This window comes from Neorhizobium tunisiense (assembly GCF_039631515.1).
In the GTDB taxonomy this organism is placed as follows: domain Bacteria; phylum Pseudomonadota; class Alphaproteobacteria; order Rhizobiales; family Rhizobiaceae; genus Neorhizobium.
Genome location: NZ_JBDIUU010000001.1, coordinates 560,774 through 578,915, shown reverse-complemented (window position 1 = coordinate 578,915; position 18,142 = coordinate 560,774). Strand labels below are relative to the sequence as shown.

Below are 18,142 nucleotides of genomic sequence, written 5' to 3'. Positions count from 1 at the left end.
GAACGCTGAATGCGTGTCGGATGCCCGAAGGAAATCAAAAACCATGAATATCGCGTAGGGCTTACCCCCGGCGCGGTACGTGAATACGTGGCCCATGGCCATGAAGTGCTGATCGAAACCAAGGCCGGCGCCGGCATCGGCGCGGATGACGGCGCCTATATGGCAGCCGGGGCCAGGATCGTCGGTTCGGCCAAGGAAATCTTCGAAAAGTCCGACATGGTCGTCAAGGTCAAGGAACCGCAGCCCTCCGAATGGGCGCAGCTCCGCGACGGCCAGCTTCTCTATACCTATCTCCATCTCGCGCCCGATCCGGAACAGACCAAGGGCCTGCTCGCGTCCGGCGTCACCGCCATCGCCTATGAAACCGTGACCGACGACCGCGGCGGCCTGCCGCTGCTCGCTCCGATGTCGGAGGTCGCCGGACGCCTCGCAATCCAGGCGGGCGCGACTGCGCTTCAGAAGGCCAATGGCGGCCGCGGCATCCTGCTCGGCGGCGTGCCCGGCGTGTTGCCGGCCAAGGTGGCTGTCATCGGCGGTGGTGTCGTCGGCCTGCATGCGGCCCGGATGGCCGCCGGCCTCGGCGCCGATGTCTCGATCATCGACCGGTCGCTGCCGCGTCTTCGCCAGCTCGACGACATCTTTAACGGCCGCGTACACACCCGCTATTCGACAATCGATGCAGTGGAGGAGGAGGTCTTCTCTGCCGACCTCATCATCGGTGCCGTGCTGATCCCTGGCGCCGCGGCTCCAAAACTAGTCAGCCGCGAAATGCTGTCCGGCATGAAACAGGGCGCGGTCATGGTCGATGTCGCGATCGACCAGGGCGGCTGCTTCGAGACTTCGCATGCGACAACCCATTCCGAGCCGACCTACGAGGTCGATGGCATCGTGCATTATTGCGTCGCCAACATGCCGGGCGCCGTTCCGGTAACGTCTGCGCATGCGCTGAACAATGCGACGCTGCAGCATGGCCTGGCACTTGCCGACCGTGGCCTGCGGGCGATCGCCGAAGATAGGCACCTGCGCAACGGCCTCAACATCCATAGGGGCCGCGTCACCAACAAGCCGGTCGCGGAAGCTCTGGGCTACGAGGCCTTTGCGCCGGAAAGCCTGCTCAGCGTCGCGTGACCGGAAGAGCTGAGGGCGGCCGAGCTATCAGTTAGGGGGCTGAGAGACGCCGGGCGTTATGCGTCCGGCGTTTTTCTATGTTCAAAATCAATCAGATATGATTTAGATATATCTAAGTCATTGACGAAAACCTGGCGCCTGCTATCTTTAGATATATCGAAAGACAGTCTGAGGAGACAAGAATGTTCAAGCATAGGTTTGAGGGAAGAAATGGCTGCGGCGATCGCGGCGACCGCAAGGGTTTCGAGGAAGTGTTCGCCGCGCGCGGCGGCCCGTTTGGCGGAGGATTTGGACGCGGCGGCCGGGGCGGTCCCGGCGGCCGCGGTTTCGGCGACGACGGCGATGGCCGTATCGGCCGTTTCCTGATGCAGGGCGACCTGCGCCTCGTCGTATTGGCGCTGATCGAGAAGGAGCCGCGCCACGGCTACGAGATCATCAAGCATATCGAGGATCTCACCTATGGCTTCTACGCGCCGAGCCCCGGCGTCATCTACCCGACGCTGACCTATCTCGAAGAGGCGGGCTACGTCGTCGCCGAGGCCGACGGGAACAAGAAGCGTTATGCGATTACCGACGAAGGCCGCAAATATCTCGACGAGAACCGCAGCTTTGCCGCGACCATCCTCGACCGGCTGTCGCAGCTTGCCGAGCGCATCAAGCAGCGGCAGGAACGCCACGAGCGCGGCCGCGACAGCGGTCCGTCATTGCCGCGCAGCGTCGATTCCGCCCTGCTCAACCTTCGCGAGGTGATCGCCCGCAAGCTCGAGGGTGACGAAAAGAAGGGCGGCGAGATCGTCAGGCTGCTGCTCGATTTCGCCGAAGACCTCGAACGCGACGACGAGCAGGGCGACAATACCCAGAATTGAAGCCTGAGCAGGCCTGAGGACGACCATGATGGCGCGCCGTTGCGGTAGAACGGCGCGCCTTCGCATTTCAGATCGCCAGTGCGGCATCCGCGAATGCCGGTATATCGACCTTGTCGATCCGGCACTGGTAGCAATTGTTGCGGGCCGAGCGGACATGCACATAGGCGATGTCGTCGCGGGAGAGTAGTTCCTCGGCGCGCGACGCGATCCTCTCTGTCGGCGTGACTGCGCCGCTGCCATAAACGATCCGGTCGTCCCGGCCGTAGCCGCGGACGATATAGTCCGTGCTCGCCAGCATGGGCGGCAGGACCTCTTCCGCGGCGTAACGCCGGCAGGGCTGCTTGTGCAGGAAGATCGGGCCGGTTTCCGCATAGGGCTGCAACTCGGGGAAGGGCCGGTAGGCGAGAACCAGCAATTCCTCGCCGGCACCGATATTCTTGAGGCAGTGGCGGCAGGGATAACCGGGGCCGTCGGAGGTCATCGTTTCGGGCTGGCGGCCGTAGGCATCGGCGCCACCGTTCCAGAGGTGCTCGGCATCGGCGGTGGGCATGGCGATGAAGGCGATGGTCATGGCTTTCTCCTGTGCGTGTTACACAAGAGATGCGCCTGCAGGACGCGCCCCGCCACCCGATACTTGCCGCCGGTCAAGAATATGAAAATCCGTCGCGCCGGTGGACGGGTGTCAATTGCCGGCTACCGGCGGGCGGATCAGATTTGCAGGGACGAGATCGGTCGGCAAAGGTGTCGACATCAGCCGTCGAGCGCTTTCAGGAGCTCGGCATCCGTCATCGGCGGAACCAGCGCCTCATAGGTCGAAACCGGCGAAAAGCCCATCATCTGATAGAGCTGCAGGGCGCGCGGATGGTCGAGCGTATTGGTGGTGACGGTCACCTTCTGCGGATTGTCCTGCCAGGCGGCATAGAGCGCCTGCAGCAGGAACCACTTGCCGATGCCGAGCCCGATCGCCCGCTCGAACAGCCCGAAATAGGAGAGTTCGATGATCTCGTCGCTTTCCTTGAACAGCTCGAAAAAGCCTGCCGGCGCGCCGTTGACGTAGAGCACCGTAACGGAAGTGCGCGGATTGTGGATGGTCGCCGCAAGTTCCTCGTCACTCATGCGCAGCCGCTTGTACCAGTGCCAGCGTTTTCCCACCTGCCGGTAGAGATAGCGGTAATAGTGAAGCGGGATTTCCGGCGCGCGGATGATCGCCGTCTGGATGTTGACCGGCACCGCCAGGCTGGTTTTCGGCGGGGCGGTCATTTCCAGGCTGGTGACATGGGCTTTGAGGGCAACGGGCTTCTTGGCCATGGTGCTCAAGCCGCTTTTGGAGAGGGCGGACCGGTGACCACTGGCGTATCCTGACGGCTGCCCCATTCGGTCCACGAGCCGTCGTAGAGTGCGTTATCCTCATGGCCCAGCGATTCGAGCGCCAGAGTGATGATGGCGGCGGTGATGCCCGAACCGCAGCTCGTCACCACCGGCCGGCCGAAATCGATGCCGGCATCCTCGATCGCCTTTTGCAGTTCGGGCAGCGAACGCAGCTTGCCGTTGACCGAGAACGTGCCGGACGGAAGGCTGGCGGCGCCGGGCATATGGCCAGAGCGCATGCCGGCGCGGGGTTCCGGGTCGGTGCCGGCGAAGCGGCCGGCCGGCCGCGCATCGGCGATCTGGCGCGTGCCGTCGCTGACGATCGACAGCATGGTCTGGAAGTCGATCACCTTGTCCACCCGGAAATTGGGGGTGAAGGTGACCGGTTCGGGCGAGGGGACGGTGGTGTCGAGCGGACGGCCTTCGGCCTTCCAGCCGTCGATCCCGCCGTCGAGTACGAAGACTTGGCCGGCGCCCATGATCCGGAACAGCCACCAGCCGCGCGGCGAGGAGAAGATGCCGGGACCGTCATAGATGACGATCCGGTCGTTCTCGCAGATGCCCATCCGGCCGACCGCCTCGGCAAACACGTCCGGCGCCGGCACCATGTGCGGCAGGCCGGTCGAATGGTCGGCGACCTTGTCGTGGTCGAAGCGGATCGCGCCGGGGATATGGCCGGCCGCATATTCGGCGTCGGCATCGCGGTTCTGCGCGGGCAGGTAGAAGGAAGCGTCGAGGATCTTGAGGTCGGGACTGCCGAGCTCGTTGTGAAGCCACTCGGACGAAACGACGAAACGGCTGGTTTCACTCATGTCAAATCTCCTTTGGGCCCGATATCAGGCCTCTGCGCCGGGCTCGCCGAACCGGATGCGAAACCGGCGGTTTTCCTTGCCCTTCTTCTCGATCTTGGCGATGTGAATCGCCCCGACCTCCTGCGTTTCGGAGACATGTGTTCCACCGCAGGGCTGGCTGTCAACGCTGGAATTTTCGCCTATGCAGACGAGGCTGACGCGCCCGAGGCCGATCGGCGGGCGGACGTTCTTCGACTTGACGATGCCCGGATTGGCGGCAAGCTCTTCGTCGGTGATCCACTGCACGTAGACGGGGTGGTTCTGGCCAACCAGCTCCATCAGCTTGGCCGTGACTTCTTGCCTGTCGATCGTGTCGGCCATGTCGAAATCGACGCGCGACTCCTCCTCGCCGACCGCGGCACCGGTGATCGGATACTGGCAGACGACAGAGAGAAGGTGGCAGGCGGTGTGCATGCGCATCAGCCTGTAGCGGCGCTGCCAGTCGATATGCATGACCAGATTTTCACCGGCCAGCGGCTGCGCCTCGCCTTCGAGCGGCACGTGGATGACGATATCCTTGGTGGCGCCGTGCCGGGTCTCGCCGAGCCGGATTTTCGTGCCGTCGGCGCGTTCGAGAAAGCCGGTATCGCCCGGCTGGCCGCCGGATGCCGCATAAAAACAGGTGCGATCCAGCTCGATGCCGCCATCCTCGTGGATGGCCGTCACCACCGCTTCTGCTGTCGATAGATAGAAATCGTCGCGGTAGAGAGCTTCAACGGGCATGCATCACTCTGTTCTTTGAAGGTATCAGACCGTCTGGAAGGGAATGTCGATCTGCCGCTTCTGCGTCAGCCAGGCCGGCACCGGCAGGCCCTTCGACTTCAGGAAGTCCGGGTTGAAGAGCTTGGACTGGTAGCGGTTGCCGTAGTCGCAAAGCACCGTCACGATCGTGTGGCCGGGACCGAGATCCTTGGCGAGCCGAACGGCGCCGGCGATATTGATGCCGGTCGAACCGCCGAGGCAAAGACCCTCGTGCTCGACGAGATCGAAAATATAGGGCAGCGCTTCGGCATCCGGGATGCGGTAGGCGAAGTCCGGTTTGAAACCTTCGAGATTGGCGGTGATGCGGCCCTGGCCGATGCCCTCGGTGATCGAATTGCCTTCCGACTTGAACTCGCCATGGGCATAGAACTCATAAAGGGCGGCACCTTCCGGATCGGCGATGCCGATCTTGATATCCGGGTTGCGGGCCTTGAGGCCCAAGGCGACGCCGGCAAGCGTCCCGCCTGAACCGACCGCGCAGATGAAACCGTCGACCTTGCCGCCGGTCTGCTCGAAGATCTCGGGTGCGGTAGTCTGGATATGCGCTTCCCGGTTGGCGACGTTGTCGAACTGGTTCGCCCAGATCGCGCCAGCGGGCTCGGCCTTTGCCAGCTCCTCGGCAAGCCGGCCGGAAATCTTCACGTAGTTGTTGGGATTCTTGTAAGGGACCGCCGGCACCTCGACCAGTTCGGCGCCGAGCAGTTTCAGCGCATCCTTCTTTTCCTGGCTCTGGGTTTCCGGGATGACGATGACCGTGCGGTAGCCGAGCGCCTTGGCGACCAGCGTCAGGCCGATGCCGGTATTGCCGGCCGTGCCTTCGACGATGACGCCGCCGGGGCGCAGCAGGCCCTTCTTCTCAGCGTCGCGGATGATGTAGAGCGCGGCGCGGTCCTTGACCGACTGGCCGGGGTTCAGAAACTCCGCCTTGCCGAGGATTTCGCAGCCGGTCGCTTCGGAAGCGGCGTTCAGCCGGATGAGGGGCGTGTTGCCGATCACGTCGAGGACGGAGGAATGGGAGGTCATCGGGAGTGCCTTCTTGTTCATCGCACATGTAAACAGGGTCTTTTCGGCGGACAAGGACCCGAGGGCAAGAAATTCTGTTTCCGGAAAGGGTTGGCCCCGGTAAAATCCATCTTTCCGGAGCCGGATCTGCGGTTGCGAGGGACGGCCGAAAGAGGGCTGCGAGCACCATCCTCTAATGTATCGACAAGCCCTTAAAAAAATCGGCCCTATTATATTGGAAGTAGTAATCCAAATTTCTCTCCATGCGTATAGACATACAATTAAAGCAGATACGGAACTGTGTTGCGCGTCGATTGGACTGCGTTTTAACCGGATTTCTTGCGTAAAACTGGCATTTGGACATGCTGCAGAACCTCGAACGGCTGGATCTTCTGATCGCGCATTACGTGTCCGGCTCTCTTCCGGAGCCGGCTCACGTTCTCGTCGGTTCGCATCTGGAAATGCAGGCTTCGGCCGCGAAACTGGCCCGTCTCCTGGAGGGCTTTGCCGGTGAGACCCTGCATACGACACCGCCCGTGGCATTGTCGGCCCGCAAGCGACGGTTGGCCGAGATTTTCGCCTCCGCTGGCCCAGCGGAGCCTCCCGCAAGAATCTTCGAAAAATCGAAGTTTCCCGCGTCACTGCGTGCTTATGCCGGCAGGGACCTCGCCGATATCAGATGGAAAACGAAACTCCCGGGACTGCGTCACCACGTCATCGAAAAGTCGAAGGATGTCGAGGCAATCCTTTTATGGGTACGGCCGGGAAGGGCGCTGCCCCAGCACGGCCATCAGGGGCTTGAATTGACATTGGTGCTGGAGGGCGAATTTCACGACCATCGCGGCAATTTCGGCGAGGGTGATGTCTCGATCGCAGACGAAATGCTCAACCATCGGCCGATCGCGGGTAAGCGCGGGCCGTGCCTGTGTTTCTCCGTGCTGTTTGCGCCGATCGCCCTTTCCGGCTCCACCCTCCGGCTTTTCGGCGATCTCATCGGTCTCTGAAACCATCAAGGCCGGCGACCGCCAGCCCATTCGTTCAGTTCAGATGCAGTTGCGCTTCGCTGACCGCTTCTTCGAATTGCTGGCGCGCTTCCTCCGGTGATCTGCGCCCATCGAGCGCTGCCCGGCAGACGCTGCGCGCCTTGACAAAGTGTGGTCCGCGCATGTCCGGCCACCGATCCGTCAACAGCGCAAGCGCCTCGAACGGTCCGTTGATGACCTCAGTACCGAGTTGCCCGAAGGCGACGCGCACCGGTTTTTGCCAACTTGCCTGCGGCATCTTTCGTTTCCTCCCTGGATACCAACCTTGAAAAACGAGCCAGCCGGCATTTGGTTCCGTCAGATTTTAAAATTTTTTGACCGCGCCGCAAATGATCTCAAGAAACAAGCCGCCGCACCTCTCGGTACGACGGCTTTCCATCAGCAATGCGGAAACGATCACTCGACGACCTGAACCACCGTATGGGTGCGCGGATCGACGATGACCCGCTGTTGGTTGACGATCGCATAGGCATAGGTCGGCGATTCCGGGATGGGGGTTAGGACGACCTGCTGCGGGATCGGCTGGCCGACGACGACGCGCTCCTGCACCACGACGGACTGCTCTACCGGTTGCTGGCGCACATAGGTGACGACCCGTTCCGGCGGCGGATCTAGCGCCGTGCCGGCGACTGCGCCGACCACGCCACCCACGGCAGCGCCGACCGGACCGCCGACGATCGCACCGGTGACCGCACCGCCCACGGCGCCGTTGACGGTGCTCTGCTGGGCCATTGCGCCGGTCGCCAGGAGACCGGTCGCGACGGAGAAAATGATGAGCTTTTTCATGGTCACTTCCTTTCGGTTGAAGTGGCCGGAGAACGTGACGACATCATCTTTCGTTCCGCTGCGATGGGCGCACCGGACTTAAGTCCTAATAGGACAGTTTGGGATACCAATGCGGCGCCCGGCCTTCCGGGGTAGAGTCGAGGATCGTCCAGATCGGCATCAGATCGGGTGCGCCGCGCGGGTCCTGGCCCGGGTCGGCGGTGGCGCCGCCCATCTCGCCGCTCCAGAAATGCCGCATCGTTCCGTCCCGGCGGGTGAACACGTTGAAGGCGGCGTCATCGCTGCCGTCCTTGCCGAGCGCATGGTAATCCCGGCTGAACTCGCCGCTCGTATCCGAATAAAGCGGCAGATGGCGCCAGCCCCGCTCGCGTGCGAAATCGGTGAGGCGCTGCAGCGGCGAACGTGCGACGACCGCGAACGCGACGCGCTGCTGGATGTCGGGAACCTCGCCGTCCCAGGAGGAGAGCAGCGACGTGCACATCGGGCAGGGCCGCTCGCGCTCCGGGCCGAACATATAGCTGTAGATGACCAGCGTTTCCTTGTCCGCGAACAGTTCTTCGAACGAGATCGTGCCGTTCACGCCCTCGAACGTGTAGTTCTTCGGCACATGCCCGCCCGGCGGCAGGTGGCGTCTCTGCTCGGCGACGCGCTCGATATGGCGGCGGAGCTCGATTTCCTCGGCAAGAAGCGCATCCCGCGCCTCCCTGTAGGCCGCGCTTTCGTTGGGGAAGTGAACGCCGTTCTTCTTGGCGAGTTCGACTGCTGGTGTGAGGCTCTGCATATCCATGACATTCCTCCATCTGTAATGGTCGGGCAGGAGACTTGGCCTTGCTCTCGTTGATATAGTCGCCAAATTGCGGGCGGCCATGGCTCGCCCATACAAAGGACGTGCGTCAACGGTGTGGTCCGACAGGCGCCTGTGAAAAGTGAATCTGAATTGAGGAAGCAAGATGCCAGGGCGATTTCTGATCGAGGGACCGGAAGACGCACATGTCACGATCCTGTTTGCGCACGGCGCCGGGGCGCCGATGGATTCCGCATCGATGACGGCGGCGGCGAAAGCCCTGTCGGCCAAGGGTTTTCGCGTGGCGCGTTTCGAGTTCGGCTACATGGCGGCGCGGCGTACCTCCGGTGACCGCAAACCGCCGCCGCGGGCCGAGACACTCAATCCCGAATACTTGGCGGCGGTCGTCGAACTCGGCGCGAAAGGACCGCTGATCATCGGCGGCAAGTCGATGGGCGGACGGGTGGCGAGCATGGTCGCCGACGAGCTATACGCAGGAGGTAAGATCGCCGGTCTGCTGTGCCTCGGTTACCCGTTCCATCCTCCGGGAAAGCCGGAGCAGCTGCGCACCCAACATCTGAAAGGTCTCAAGGCTCCTGCGTTGATCTGCCAGGGAACCCGCGATGAATTCGGCACCCGCGAAGAGGTAAGCGGCTACGAACTCTCGAAAACCATCGAAATCCGCTGGCTTGAGGACGGCGACCACGACCTGAAGCCGCGCAAGAAAATTTCCGGCTTTTCCACCGCAGACCATCTCGCGGCGATGGCGGAAACCGTGCTCGCCTGGACGGGAAAGTTGAAGATCTGAGCGGGTTAAAGTCTCTCATCCCGCTACGTTGATGGTGCGCAGGGAGCATGGGTGCGGAAATCTCCAGTCGGTGACATCGAGAAAAGCGGTCCCCAAAATCTTCCATTTGATGTTACGAACTATTTAGTACAAAATGGCGCATCTGGTGCCGGCATGGAGCGGGAGGTCGCTCGCCGGACCAACCGAGGAGCCTCCGCAGCAAATCGGAGGGCAGGGAGGGAGCGAACCCATGAAAACGTCGATAGCCACGGTTTCGATCAGCGGGGAACTGCCGGAGAAGCTGGAAGCGATTGCCAAGGCCGGTTTCGATGGGGTGGAGATCTTCGAGAACGATTTCCTCGCCTTCGACGGCAGCCCGAAGGATGTCGGCAGGATGGTCCGGGATTTCGGGCTGGAGATCACCCTGTTCCAGCCGTTCCGCGACTTCGAGGGCATGCCCGCCTCGCATCGGAGCCGCACCTTCGATCGCGCCGAACGCAAGTTCGACGTCATGCAGGAACTCGGCACCGATCTCGTGCTCGTCTGCTCCAACGTCTCGCCGGTGTCGCTTGGCGGCATCGACCGGGCGGCCGCCGATTTCCACGAACTCGGCGAACGGGCCGCCAGGCGCGGGTTGAAGGTGGGTTACGAGGCGCTCGCCTGGGGCCGGCATATCAACGACCACCGCGACGCCTGGGAGATCGTGCGGCGTGCCGACCATCCCGCCATCGGCCTGATCCTCGACAGCTTTCACACGCTGTCGCGTAAGATAGACATCAATTCGATCCGCTCCATCCCCAAGGACAAGATCTTCATCGTCCAGCTCGCCGATGCGCCGCTGATCGACATGGACCTGCTCTACTGGTCGCGGCATTTCCGCAACATGCCGGGCGAGGGCGATCTGCCGGTGACCGCCTTTACCACCGCGATCGCCGAGACCGGCTACGACGGGTATTTCTCGCTGGAAATCTTCAACGACCAGTTCCGCGGCGGCTCCAGCCGGGCGATTGCCGATGACGGCTACCGTTCGCTGATCTATCTCGGCGACCAGGTGCGGCGCAGCCCGAATGCATCGGCATTGACCGTACCGGATATGCCGGACCGCGCAAAAGTCAAAGGCGTCGGTTTCGTTGAGTTCTCTTCCGACGAGAAGGATGCAGCGGATCTTGCCGCGATCCTTCGAACGCTCGGTTTCCGCAAGACGGCGAAACACAGGACGAAGAAGGTCAGCCTCTACAGCCAGGGCGATATCCGCCTCCTCGTCAACACCGACGAAAAGGGGTTCGCCAATGCTTCGTTTGCCGTCCACGGTACCTCGGCCTATGCGATGGCGCTCGTCGTCGAGGATGCCGCGCAGGCGTTCGAGCGGGCCGTGGCGCTCGGGGCCGAACCGTTCCGGCAGCAGGTCGCAGAGGGCGAGGTGCAGATACCGGCAATCCGCGGCGTCGGCGGCGGGCTCGTTTACCTGATCGACGACAACAGCAATCTCGGCCGCTTTTCCGAGATCGACTTCCAGCCCGTCAGCGAAGAGGGCAAGGCCGAGGTGGCGCCGGCGCATCTGAGGCATGTGGACCATATCGCCCAGACGGTCGCCTACGAGGAGATGCTCACCTGGCTGCTCTTCTACACCTCGATCTTCGAAACGCAGAAGACGCCGATGGTCGACATCATCGATCCGGCCGGGGTGGTGCGCAGCCAGGTGGTCGAAAACGCCTCCGGCACGCTCAGGATCACTTTGAACGGCGCCGAGAACCGCCGCACGCTGGCGGGGCATTTCATTGCCGAAAAATTCGGTTCCGGCGTCCAGCATCTCGCCTTCCACACCGACGACATCTTTGCGACGGCCGCGGCACTGCGCAAGAACGGGTTCAAGCCGCTTGCCATCTCGCCCAACTATTACGGCGACGTCGAAGCCCGTTTCGGTCTCGATGCGGAGCTTTCGGAACGGCTGAAGGAAGAGAACATCCTCTACGACCGCGACGAGCATGGCGAATATTTCCAGCTCTACAGCATGACCTATGGCGAGGGTTTCTTCTTCGAGATCGTCGAACGGCGCGGTTATCGCGGCTACGGCGCCCCGAACGCCATCTTCCGCATCGCCGCGCTCAAGAAGGCGCTTCGGCCGGAAGGCATGCCGAGGGTTTGAGCGGCGCCTCTCGGGTCCTCTACGGAACGGGGCGTCAATTGTGGAGGGCTCCGCATCTCAAGCGCCGGGATGGCTCCGTCACCAACTGGTGATGCCGGCTTAGAGCCGCGCTCCGCTCGACTTATTGCGGTGTCTGCGCGGCTCTCGGGCAGACGCCGAAATGGCCACCTTCCATATGGACGAAGGCAACGCCTCCCTCTTCGAAGGCGAGGCGCAGCTGCGCCTCCGTCGCGCGGTGGAGGTCGTGCCGGCTGCCCTCGTAATCGCGGATGGTGCTGCGCGACACGCCCGAACGGTCGGCGAGATCGGTCTGCGTCCAATCCAGAAACCCCCGGGCGGCGCGGCACAGGGCCGGCGTCAAAATTGCATTCTTTGCGGCTTGACCCATCTCACCAAACTGCCCATATTGGTCAATATCTCTCATATATGGCAATTTGGATTCGATTGCTAGATGGGGCATTCGCAGGCATCTTCGCAGCAGGCGCTGGGCGAAGCGCAGCACATGGAAAGGCCGGAGCATTGGGATAACGTCAGGACCATATCTTCTTCTTATCCTTCTGGTCCTGCCTTTCCTTGGAAGCCTGGTCTCCGTATTTCTGCTGCGAACCCGTTCGCGCGTCCTGCCGTCCTGGGTGGCCGGCGCCACCGCGCTCCTCTCCCTGCTGATCGTCGCGTCCTTCTATCCGGGCGTCACCAATGGCGGCGTGCTGCGCTTCGAAGGCACATGGCTGCCGCAACTCGGCCTCAACTTTACCCTGCGCATGGACGGTTTCGCCTGGCTTTTCTCCATGCTGATTGCCGGCATCGGCTTTCTGGTGGTCGTCTACGCCCGCTACTACATGTCGGAAGACGATCCGGTACCGCGTTTCTTCTCCTTCCTGCTCGCCTTCATGGGCGCGATGCTCGGCATCGTCATCTCCGGCAACGTCATCCTCCTGTCGGTATTCTGGGAACTGACCAGCATCTTCTCCTTCCTGCTGATCAGCTACTGGCACAACAATGCCGCCGCCCGCGACGGCGCCCGCATGGCATTGACGATCACCGGGATCGGCGGTTTCTGCCTGCTGATCGGGCTGCTGCTGCTCGGCAACATCGTCGGCAGCTACGACCTCGACAAGATCCTCGTCGCCGGTGACGTCATCCGCGGCCATTCCCTCTACGTGCCGGCGCTGGTCTTCATTCTGCTTGGCGCACTGACCAAGAGCGCCCAGTTTCCGTTCCATTTCTGGCTGCCCAATGCCATGGCGGCGCCGACCCCGGTGTCGGCCTTCCTGCATTCGGCGACCATGGTGAAGGCCGGTGTCTTCCTGCTGGTGCGGTTCTGGCCGGCCCTGTCTGGAACCTATGAATGGTTCTATCTGGTCGGACTGGCGGGCGTCATCACGCTGGTGCTCGGCGCCTATTTCGCCATGTTCCAGCAGGACCTGAAGGGCCTGCTCGCCTATTCGACGATCAGCCATCTCGGCCTCATCACCACGCTCTTAAGCCTCGGAAGTCCGCTCGCGACGGTCGCGGCGATCTTCCACATGGTCAACCACGCGACGTTCAAGGCATCGCTGTTCATGGCGGCCGGCATCATCGACCATGAGACCGGCACGCGCGACATGCGACGATTGAGCGGGCTTTTCCGGTATCTGCCCATCACGGGCACGCTGGCCATGGTGGCAAGTGCCGCCATGGCTGGTGTTCCTCTGCTGAACGGCTTCCTGTCGAAGGAAATGTTCTTCGCGGAAGCGGTCGAAACCCATGCGGATTCCATTCTCGACCGCATCCTGCCCTATGTGGCGACGCTCGCCAGCGCCTTCAGCGTCGCCTATTCGCTGCGCTTCATCCACACCGTCTTCTTCGGACCGCCGCCGACCGATCTGCCGAAGCCGAAGCCGCATGAGCCGCCGCGCTGGATGCGCTCTCCGATCGAGCTTCTGGTCGTCGCCTGCCTGATCGTCGGCATCATCCCGGCGATTTCGATCGGACCTTTCCTCCATACCGCCGTCGTCAGCGTGCTGGGCCCCGAGACGCCGGAATACAGCCTCTCCATCTGGCATGGCGTCAACCTGCCGCTGATCATGAGCGCGATCGCGCTGGTCGGCGGCACGCTGCTTTACCTGGCGCTCCGGAAATATCTCGCCACCTGCGAAGACGGGCCACCGATCCTGCGCAACCTCAAGGGCCAGCGCATCTTCGAGCGTATTCTCGTTGAAGTGTCCTGGCGTTGGGCCAGGACGCTGGAACGGCGCTTCGGCACCCGCAATCTCCAGCCGCAGCTTCGCTGGGTGGTGGCGACCGGTTTCCTCGCCGGTTTGCTGCCGCTCTACCTCTCCGGTTTCGAAACGCGCGACATCGCCTTCTCCGGCATCGATCCCGCCTTCGCGGCGATCTGGCTGCTCGGTATCTGCCTTGCCTTCGGCACCGCCTATCTCGCCAAGTATCATCGCCTCGCAGCACTCGTCATGCTTGGCGGCGTCGGCCTGATCGTCTGCATCACCTTCGTCTGGCTGTCGGCGCCGGATCTTGCGATCACCCAGCTCCTCGTCGAGATCGTCACGACGGTCCTCATCCTTCTCGGCCTGCGCTGGCTGCCGAAGCGGACGGAGGGACTGGCCGAGTTCATCACCCTGCGCGCCCGTTTCCGCCGCTTCCGGGACCTGGCGCTCGCCGTCGTCTGCGGCATCGGCATGGCCTTCATCGCCTATGCCGTGATGACCATGCCGGTGCCGGATGCGATCGCCAACTACTTCCTCGAAAACGCCTATTCGCAAGGCGGTGGGCGCAACGTCGTCAACGTCATCCTGGTGGATTTCCGCGGCTTCGACACGCTTGGCGAGATCGCGGTGCTCGGCGTCGTCGCGTTGACGGTCTTCGCATTGCTTCGCCGTTTCCGCCCCGCCGACGACAGCATGGACCTGCCGGAACAGCAGCGGATCCAGAACAGTTTCGATGAGGATCGTCCCGAGCGTTCGGCCGGCGATACGGTGCGCGACTACCTGCTCGTGCCCTCCGTCATCATGACCTGGCTTTTCCCGGTCATCATCACCTTTGCCGTCTACATTTTTATGCGCGGTCACGACATGCCGGGCGGCGGTTTTTCGGCCGGGCTGACGCTGTCGATCGCCTTCCTGCTGCAATATCTGGCCGGAGGCACGCGCTGGGCGGAAGATCGCCTGCGCATCCTGCCGCTGCGCTGGATGGGGGCGGGCATACTCACCGCGTCCGCCACCGGCATCGGCGCCTGGTTCTTCGGCTACCCGTTCCTGACCTCGCATTTCCAGTATGTCGAGCTGCCGCTGATCGGCAAGATGCCCGCCGCCACGGCACTGCTCTTCGATCTCGGGGTGTTCTCGCTGGTGGTCGGCTCCACGGTCCTTATTCTCGTGGCGCTGGCGCACCAGTCGATCCGCATTAACCGCCTGCGGGCGATCGACGCGGCGCGGACGGAGGAGGGCTGATGGAACTCGTTCTTGCCACTGCAATCGGCGTGATGACAGGCTGCGGCGTCTGGCTCATCCTGCGTCCGCGCACCTATCAGGTCATCGTCGGCCTTTCGCTTCTCTCCTATGCGGTCAACCTGTTCATCTTCGGCGTCGGCGGCGTGAAGACCAATGTCCCGCCGATCCTCGTCGACGGAGTTCCCAATGCGACGCTTGCCGATCCGGTGCCGCAGGCTCTGGTGCTGACGGCCATCGTCATCGGATTCGCGACGACCGCTCTGTTCCTCGTCGTGCTGCTGGCCTCCCGGGGACTGACCGGCACAGACCATGTCGATGGGAGGAACGAGCCGAAATGAATGGCTGGACCCATCACCTCATCATCGCGCCGATCCTCGTGCCGCTGGTCGTCGCCGCGCTCCTGTTGTTCTTCGACGAGCGCCAGCGCGTCGTAAAGGCGATGATCAGCCTCGCATCGACGCTGATCCTGGTTGGGGTCTCGCTCGCGCTTCTGCGGATCGAAAGCGGACCGAACGATTTCAACGGCGTCTACCTTCTCGGAAACTGGGCCGCGCCGTTCGGCATCGTGCTCGTTCTCGATGCGCTCTCGGCGCTGATGCTGCTGCTGACGGCACTGCTCTCGGTCGCCGCACTGGTCTTTTCGCTTGCCCGCTGGCATGCGGTGGGCGCGCATTTCCACACCATGTTCCAGCTTCTTCTGGTCGGGCTGAACGGCGCCTTCCTGACCGGCGATCTCTTCAACCTCTTCGTCTTCTTCGAGGTGATGCTGGCGGCATCCTACGGGCTGCTGCTGCACGGCTCCGGTCCGCTGCGCGTCAAGGCGGGCATGCACTATATCGCCGTCAACCTCGCCGCGGCACTTCTGTTCCTGATCGGGGTAAGCCTGATCTACGGCACCGCCGGCACGCTCAACATGGCCGATCTCGCCGCCCGCATTCCCGACATCGAGCCGGACCGCCGGATGCTGATGGAGGCGGGAGCGGGCGTGCTCGGCATCGCCTTCCTCATCAAGGCCGGCATGTGGCCGCTCTGCTTCTGGCTGCCGACAGCCTATAGCGCGGCGTCGGCTCCGGTCGCCGGCATCTTCGCGATCATGAGCAAGCTCGGCATCTACATCATCCTGCGGCTGACGATGCTGCTTTTCGGCGAGGGCCCGTCCGCCGGATTCGGCGCCGACGTGCTGCTCTACGGCGGGATGGCAACCATCATATTCGGAACGATCGGCGTGCTGGCGTCGCAGGCGCTCGGAAGGCTTGCGGGCTTCTCGGTTCTCGTCTCGTCCGGAACCTTGCTGATGGTGCTCGGCATCAATGACGGGGCGATCTCGTCCGGCGCATTGCTTTATCTCGTCAGCTCGACGCTGACGATCAGCGCCTTCTTCATGCTGATCGAGCTTGTCGAACGCGGCCAGGATGCCGGCGCGATCGTGCTCGCCGTCACCATGGAGGCCTATGGCGACGCGGACGAGGACGAACCGGAGGAGGGCGACGGCGTCACCATGCCGGGCACGATGGCGATCCTCGGCATCTGCTTTGCCGCCTGCGGCATCCTGCTCTCGGGCCTGCCGCCGCTCTCGGGCTTCGTTGCCAAGTTCGCGATGCTGTCGGCGATGATGGGCACGGGTGCGATCGGCGTGCCGCCGACGGCGGCCGTCTGGGTCCTGGTCTTCCTCGTCATCCTCTCCGGCATCGCAGCGCTGATTTCGATGACACGCGCCGGCATCCGCACCTTCTGGAGCTCGATCGAAGGAACCGTCCCGCGCGTCCTCGTCATCGAGATTGTGCCGGTAATGTTCCTGCTTTTCCTGACGTTGGCTCTGACTGTCCAGGCCGGACCCGCGATGCAGTACATGGACACCACGATCCGCAGCCTTGGCAACCCGAGGATCTATATCGACGCCGTGCGCAATGCAGCGCCCGTTCCCGATTACGACGGGGTAGCCTCGACCAATGCAGGGAGCAAGTGATGCTGCCCTATCCGTTGCTCACCCTGTCGCTGATCCTGATGTGGCTGCTGCTCAACGGTTTTACGGCTGGCCATCTCGTGCTTGGCGTCCTGGTCGTCGTCTTCGCCTCCTGGGCGATGGCGTCGCTGCGCCCGGACAAGCCGAAGCTCGCCAAATGGTACCTGCTACCGAAACTGTTCGGGATCGTGCTCTACGATATTGCCAAATCGAATATTGCGGTGGCGCGGATTATTCTCAGGGGCAGCCGGCGCAGCCACAATCCCGGCTTCCTGACGGTCCCGCTGGACATCGAGAACCACACTGCGATTGCGGTACTCGCCGTGGTGCTGACCAGCACGCCGGGATCGGCCTGGCTGGAATACGATTCCAACGACCGGACGGTGCTGCTGCATGTGCTCGATATCGACAACGAGGCGGAATGGCGCAACACGATCAAGAACAGGTATGAGAAGCTGCTGATGGAGATATTCGCATGAGCGCCATCATTCTCTTCAGTGCGGTCTCGCTTGCCCAGCTGATGCTGGCGGCAGCGATGGCGATCGCTTCGGTGCGCATGTTCCGGGGCCCAAGGGCGCAGGACCGCATCATCGGCCTCGACACGCTCTATATCAACGCCATGCTGCTGCTGGTGACCTTCGGCGTCGGCACCGGCCGGGTGATCTATTTCGAGGCGGCGTTGGTCATTGGAATGCTGGGCTTCGTGGCGACCGTGGCGCTCGCAAAATTCCTGATGCGCGGGGAGGTGATCGAATGATGCAGTCCGCCGCCGACATGCCCGTCTGGGCAGCAATTGCGGTTGCATTTTTCCTGCTGATCGGTTCCGGTCTGGCGCTGATCGGCGCGATCGGCTTCCTGCGCCTGCCGACCTTCTACGAGCGCATCCACGCCCCGACACTCGGCACCAGCTGGGGGATCGGCGGCGTCATGCTGGCCTCGATGATCTTTTTCACGGTGTCTTCGGGGCGTCCGGTCATCCACGAACTGCTGATCGGCATCTTCGTCACGGTGACGACCCCGATCACCTTCATGCTGCTCGCCCGCGCGGCTCTCCACCGCGATCGTGCGGAAGACAACGGCAATGTTCCGGACAAACCGAACAAGAGCCAGGCCGCCCGGGACGTCCTAAGCGAGAGCGATACCCGGAGCGGGTAGGGCGCCCGGCAACGGTTGGTGGCTGTCGATATCTCCGGTCCGTGGGCTGCGGCGC

Annotated in this window: 20 protein-coding genes; 11 read left to right on the top strand and 9 right to left on the bottom strand. The window is 62.8% G+C overall.

The window, feature by feature from the left end; translation table 11 throughout:
• Window positions 1-9: 9 nt before the first annotated feature.
• Both ald and ABCW43_RS03030 read left to right on the top strand, forming a co-directional pair.
• Window positions 10-1,128, top strand: a complete 1,119-nt coding sequence (gene ald, locus ABCW43_RS03035; RefSeq protein ID WP_345922069.1) for an alanine dehydrogenase — start codon at window positions 10-12, stop codon at window positions 1,126-1,128.
• A 182-nt stretch (window positions 1,129-1,310) separates the two neighbouring features.
• Window positions 1,311-1,994, top strand: coding sequence for a PadR family transcriptional regulator (locus ABCW43_RS03030; protein ID WP_345922068.1), 684 nt, complete (start codon window positions 1,311-1,313; stop codon window positions 1,992-1,994).
• Between the two features lie 67 nt (window positions 1,995-2,061).
• Here the strand turns inward: ABCW43_RS03030 and ABCW43_RS03025 are convergent, their stop codons facing one another.
• The 5 genes from ABCW43_RS03025 to ABCW43_RS03005 all read right to left on the bottom strand — a co-directional run bounded on the left by ABCW43_RS03025 (window position 2,062) and on the right by ABCW43_RS03005 (window position 5,998).
• Window positions 2,062-2,565: a DUF1203 domain-containing protein gene (locus ABCW43_RS03025; RefSeq protein ID WP_345922067.1), complete on the bottom strand. Its 504-nt coding sequence runs from the start codon at window positions 2,563-2,565 to the stop codon at window positions 2,062-2,064.
• A 179-nt stretch (window positions 2,566-2,744) separates the two neighbouring features.
• On the bottom strand, window positions 2,745-3,302 hold the full coding sequence (locus ABCW43_RS03020) for a GNAT family N-acetyltransferase (RefSeq protein WP_345922066.1): 558 nt from the start codon (window positions 3,300-3,302) through the stop codon (window positions 2,745-2,747).
• Window positions 3,303-3,307: 5 nt separating this feature from the next.
• A complete protein-coding gene (sseA, locus tag ABCW43_RS03015) occupies window positions 3,308-4,174 on the bottom strand; it encodes a 3-mercaptopyruvate sulfurtransferase (RefSeq protein WP_345922065.1) in 867 nt (288 codons plus the stop codon).
• A 24-nt stretch (window positions 4,175-4,198) separates the two neighbouring features.
• Complete coding sequence (locus ABCW43_RS03010) at window positions 4,199-4,936, bottom strand: alanyl-tRNA editing protein (protein ID WP_345922064.1); 738 nt, start codon at window positions 4,934-4,936, stop codon at window positions 4,199-4,201.
• Window positions 4,937-4,960: 24 nt separating this feature from the next.
• Window positions 4,961-5,998: a cysteine synthase A gene (locus tag ABCW43_RS03005; RefSeq protein ID WP_345922063.1), complete on the bottom strand. Its 1,038-nt coding sequence runs from the start codon at window positions 5,996-5,998 to the stop codon at window positions 4,961-4,963.
• A 341-nt stretch (window positions 5,999-6,339) separates the two neighbouring features.
• On the opposite strand from ABCW43_RS03005, the gene ABCW43_RS03000 reads away from it, so the two are divergent.
• The gene (locus ABCW43_RS03000) at window positions 6,340-6,981 is read left to right on the top strand and encodes a ChrR family anti-sigma-E factor (RefSeq protein ID WP_345922062.1); all 642 of its coding nucleotides are present in this window, start codon (window positions 6,340-6,342) and stop codon (window positions 6,979-6,981) included.
• Between the two features lie 34 nt (window positions 6,982-7,015).
• Here the strand turns inward: ABCW43_RS03000 and ABCW43_RS02995 are convergent, their stop codons facing one another.
• The 3 genes from ABCW43_RS02995 to ABCW43_RS02985 form a co-directional block, all read right to left on the bottom strand.
• Complete coding sequence (locus tag ABCW43_RS02995) at window positions 7,016-7,258, bottom strand: DUF982 domain-containing protein (protein WP_007772754.1); 243 nt, start codon at window positions 7,256-7,258, stop codon at window positions 7,016-7,018.
• A 158-nt stretch (window positions 7,259-7,416) separates the two neighbouring features.
• Window positions 7,417-7,806, bottom strand: coding sequence for a DUF1236 domain-containing protein (locus ABCW43_RS02990; RefSeq protein WP_345922061.1), 390 nt, complete (start codon window positions 7,804-7,806; stop codon window positions 7,417-7,419).
• Window positions 7,807-7,891: 85 nt separating this feature from the next.
• Window positions 7,892-8,593, bottom strand: coding sequence for a DUF899 family protein (locus ABCW43_RS02985; RefSeq protein WP_345922060.1), 702 nt, complete (start codon window positions 8,591-8,593; stop codon window positions 7,892-7,894).
• Window positions 8,594-8,756: 163 nt separating this feature from the next.
• Between ABCW43_RS02985 and ABCW43_RS02980 the strand changes: the two genes are divergently transcribed.
• Together ABCW43_RS02980 and ABCW43_RS02975 are read left to right on the top strand one after the other, a co-directional pair.
• Window positions 8,757-9,398 (top strand): alpha/beta hydrolase family protein, encoded by a 642-nt coding sequence (locus ABCW43_RS02980; protein WP_345922059.1) that lies wholly within the window; start codon window positions 8,757-8,759, stop codon window positions 9,396-9,398.
• A gap of 229 nt (window positions 9,399-9,627) precedes the next feature.
• Window positions 9,628-11,523, top strand: coding sequence for a bifunctional sugar phosphate isomerase/epimerase/4-hydroxyphenylpyruvate dioxygenase family protein (locus tag ABCW43_RS02975; protein ID WP_345922058.1), 1,896 nt, complete (start codon window positions 9,628-9,630; stop codon window positions 11,521-11,523).
• Window positions 11,524-11,644: 121 nt separating this feature from the next.
• Here the strand turns inward: ABCW43_RS02975 and ABCW43_RS02970 are convergent, their stop codons facing one another.
• Window positions 11,645-11,956, bottom strand: coding sequence for a helix-turn-helix domain-containing protein (locus tag ABCW43_RS02970; protein WP_345923317.1), 312 nt, complete (start codon window positions 11,954-11,956; stop codon window positions 11,645-11,647).
• 91 nt (window positions 11,957-12,047) lie between these two features.
• On the opposite strand from ABCW43_RS02970, the gene ABCW43_RS02965 reads away from it, so the two are divergent.
• Genes ABCW43_RS02965 through mnhG form a run of 6 tightly spaced genes read left to right on the top strand, consistent with a single transcriptional unit; the run spans window position 12,048 to window position 18,087 of the window.
• Entirely contained in the window at window positions 12,048-14,969 is a 2,922-nt protein-coding gene (locus ABCW43_RS02965) for a monovalent cation/H+ antiporter subunit A (RefSeq protein ID WP_345923315.1), read from the top strand.
• Window positions 14,969-15,307, top strand: a complete 339-nt coding sequence (locus tag ABCW43_RS02960; protein ID WP_345922057.1) for a Na+/H+ antiporter subunit C — start codon at window positions 14,969-14,971, stop codon at window positions 15,305-15,307. The genes ABCW43_RS02965 and ABCW43_RS02960 overlap by 1 nt, the downstream gene beginning before the upstream one ends.
• Window positions 15,304-16,935, top strand: coding sequence for a monovalent cation/H+ antiporter subunit D (locus ABCW43_RS02955; RefSeq protein ID WP_345922056.1), 1,632 nt, complete (start codon window positions 15,304-15,306; stop codon window positions 16,933-16,935). The genes ABCW43_RS02960 and ABCW43_RS02955 overlap by 4 nt, the downstream gene beginning before the upstream one ends.
• Window positions 16,935-17,411, top strand: a complete 477-nt coding sequence (locus ABCW43_RS02950; RefSeq protein WP_345922055.1) for a Na+/H+ antiporter subunit E — start codon at window positions 16,935-16,937, stop codon at window positions 17,409-17,411. Before ABCW43_RS02955 ends, ABCW43_RS02950 begins: the two co-directional genes overlap by 1 nt.
• Complete coding sequence (locus ABCW43_RS02945) at window positions 17,408-17,689, top strand: K+/H+ antiporter subunit F (protein WP_345922054.1); 282 nt, start codon at window positions 17,408-17,410, stop codon at window positions 17,687-17,689. The genes ABCW43_RS02950 and ABCW43_RS02945 overlap by 4 nt, the downstream gene beginning before the upstream one ends.
• Window positions 17,686-18,087, top strand: coding sequence for a monovalent cation/H(+) antiporter subunit G (gene mnhG / locus ABCW43_RS02940; RefSeq protein WP_345922053.1), 402 nt, complete (start codon window positions 17,686-17,688; stop codon window positions 18,085-18,087). The genes ABCW43_RS02945 and mnhG overlap by 4 nt, the downstream gene beginning before the upstream one ends.
• Window positions 18,088-18,142 lie beyond the last annotated feature (55 nt).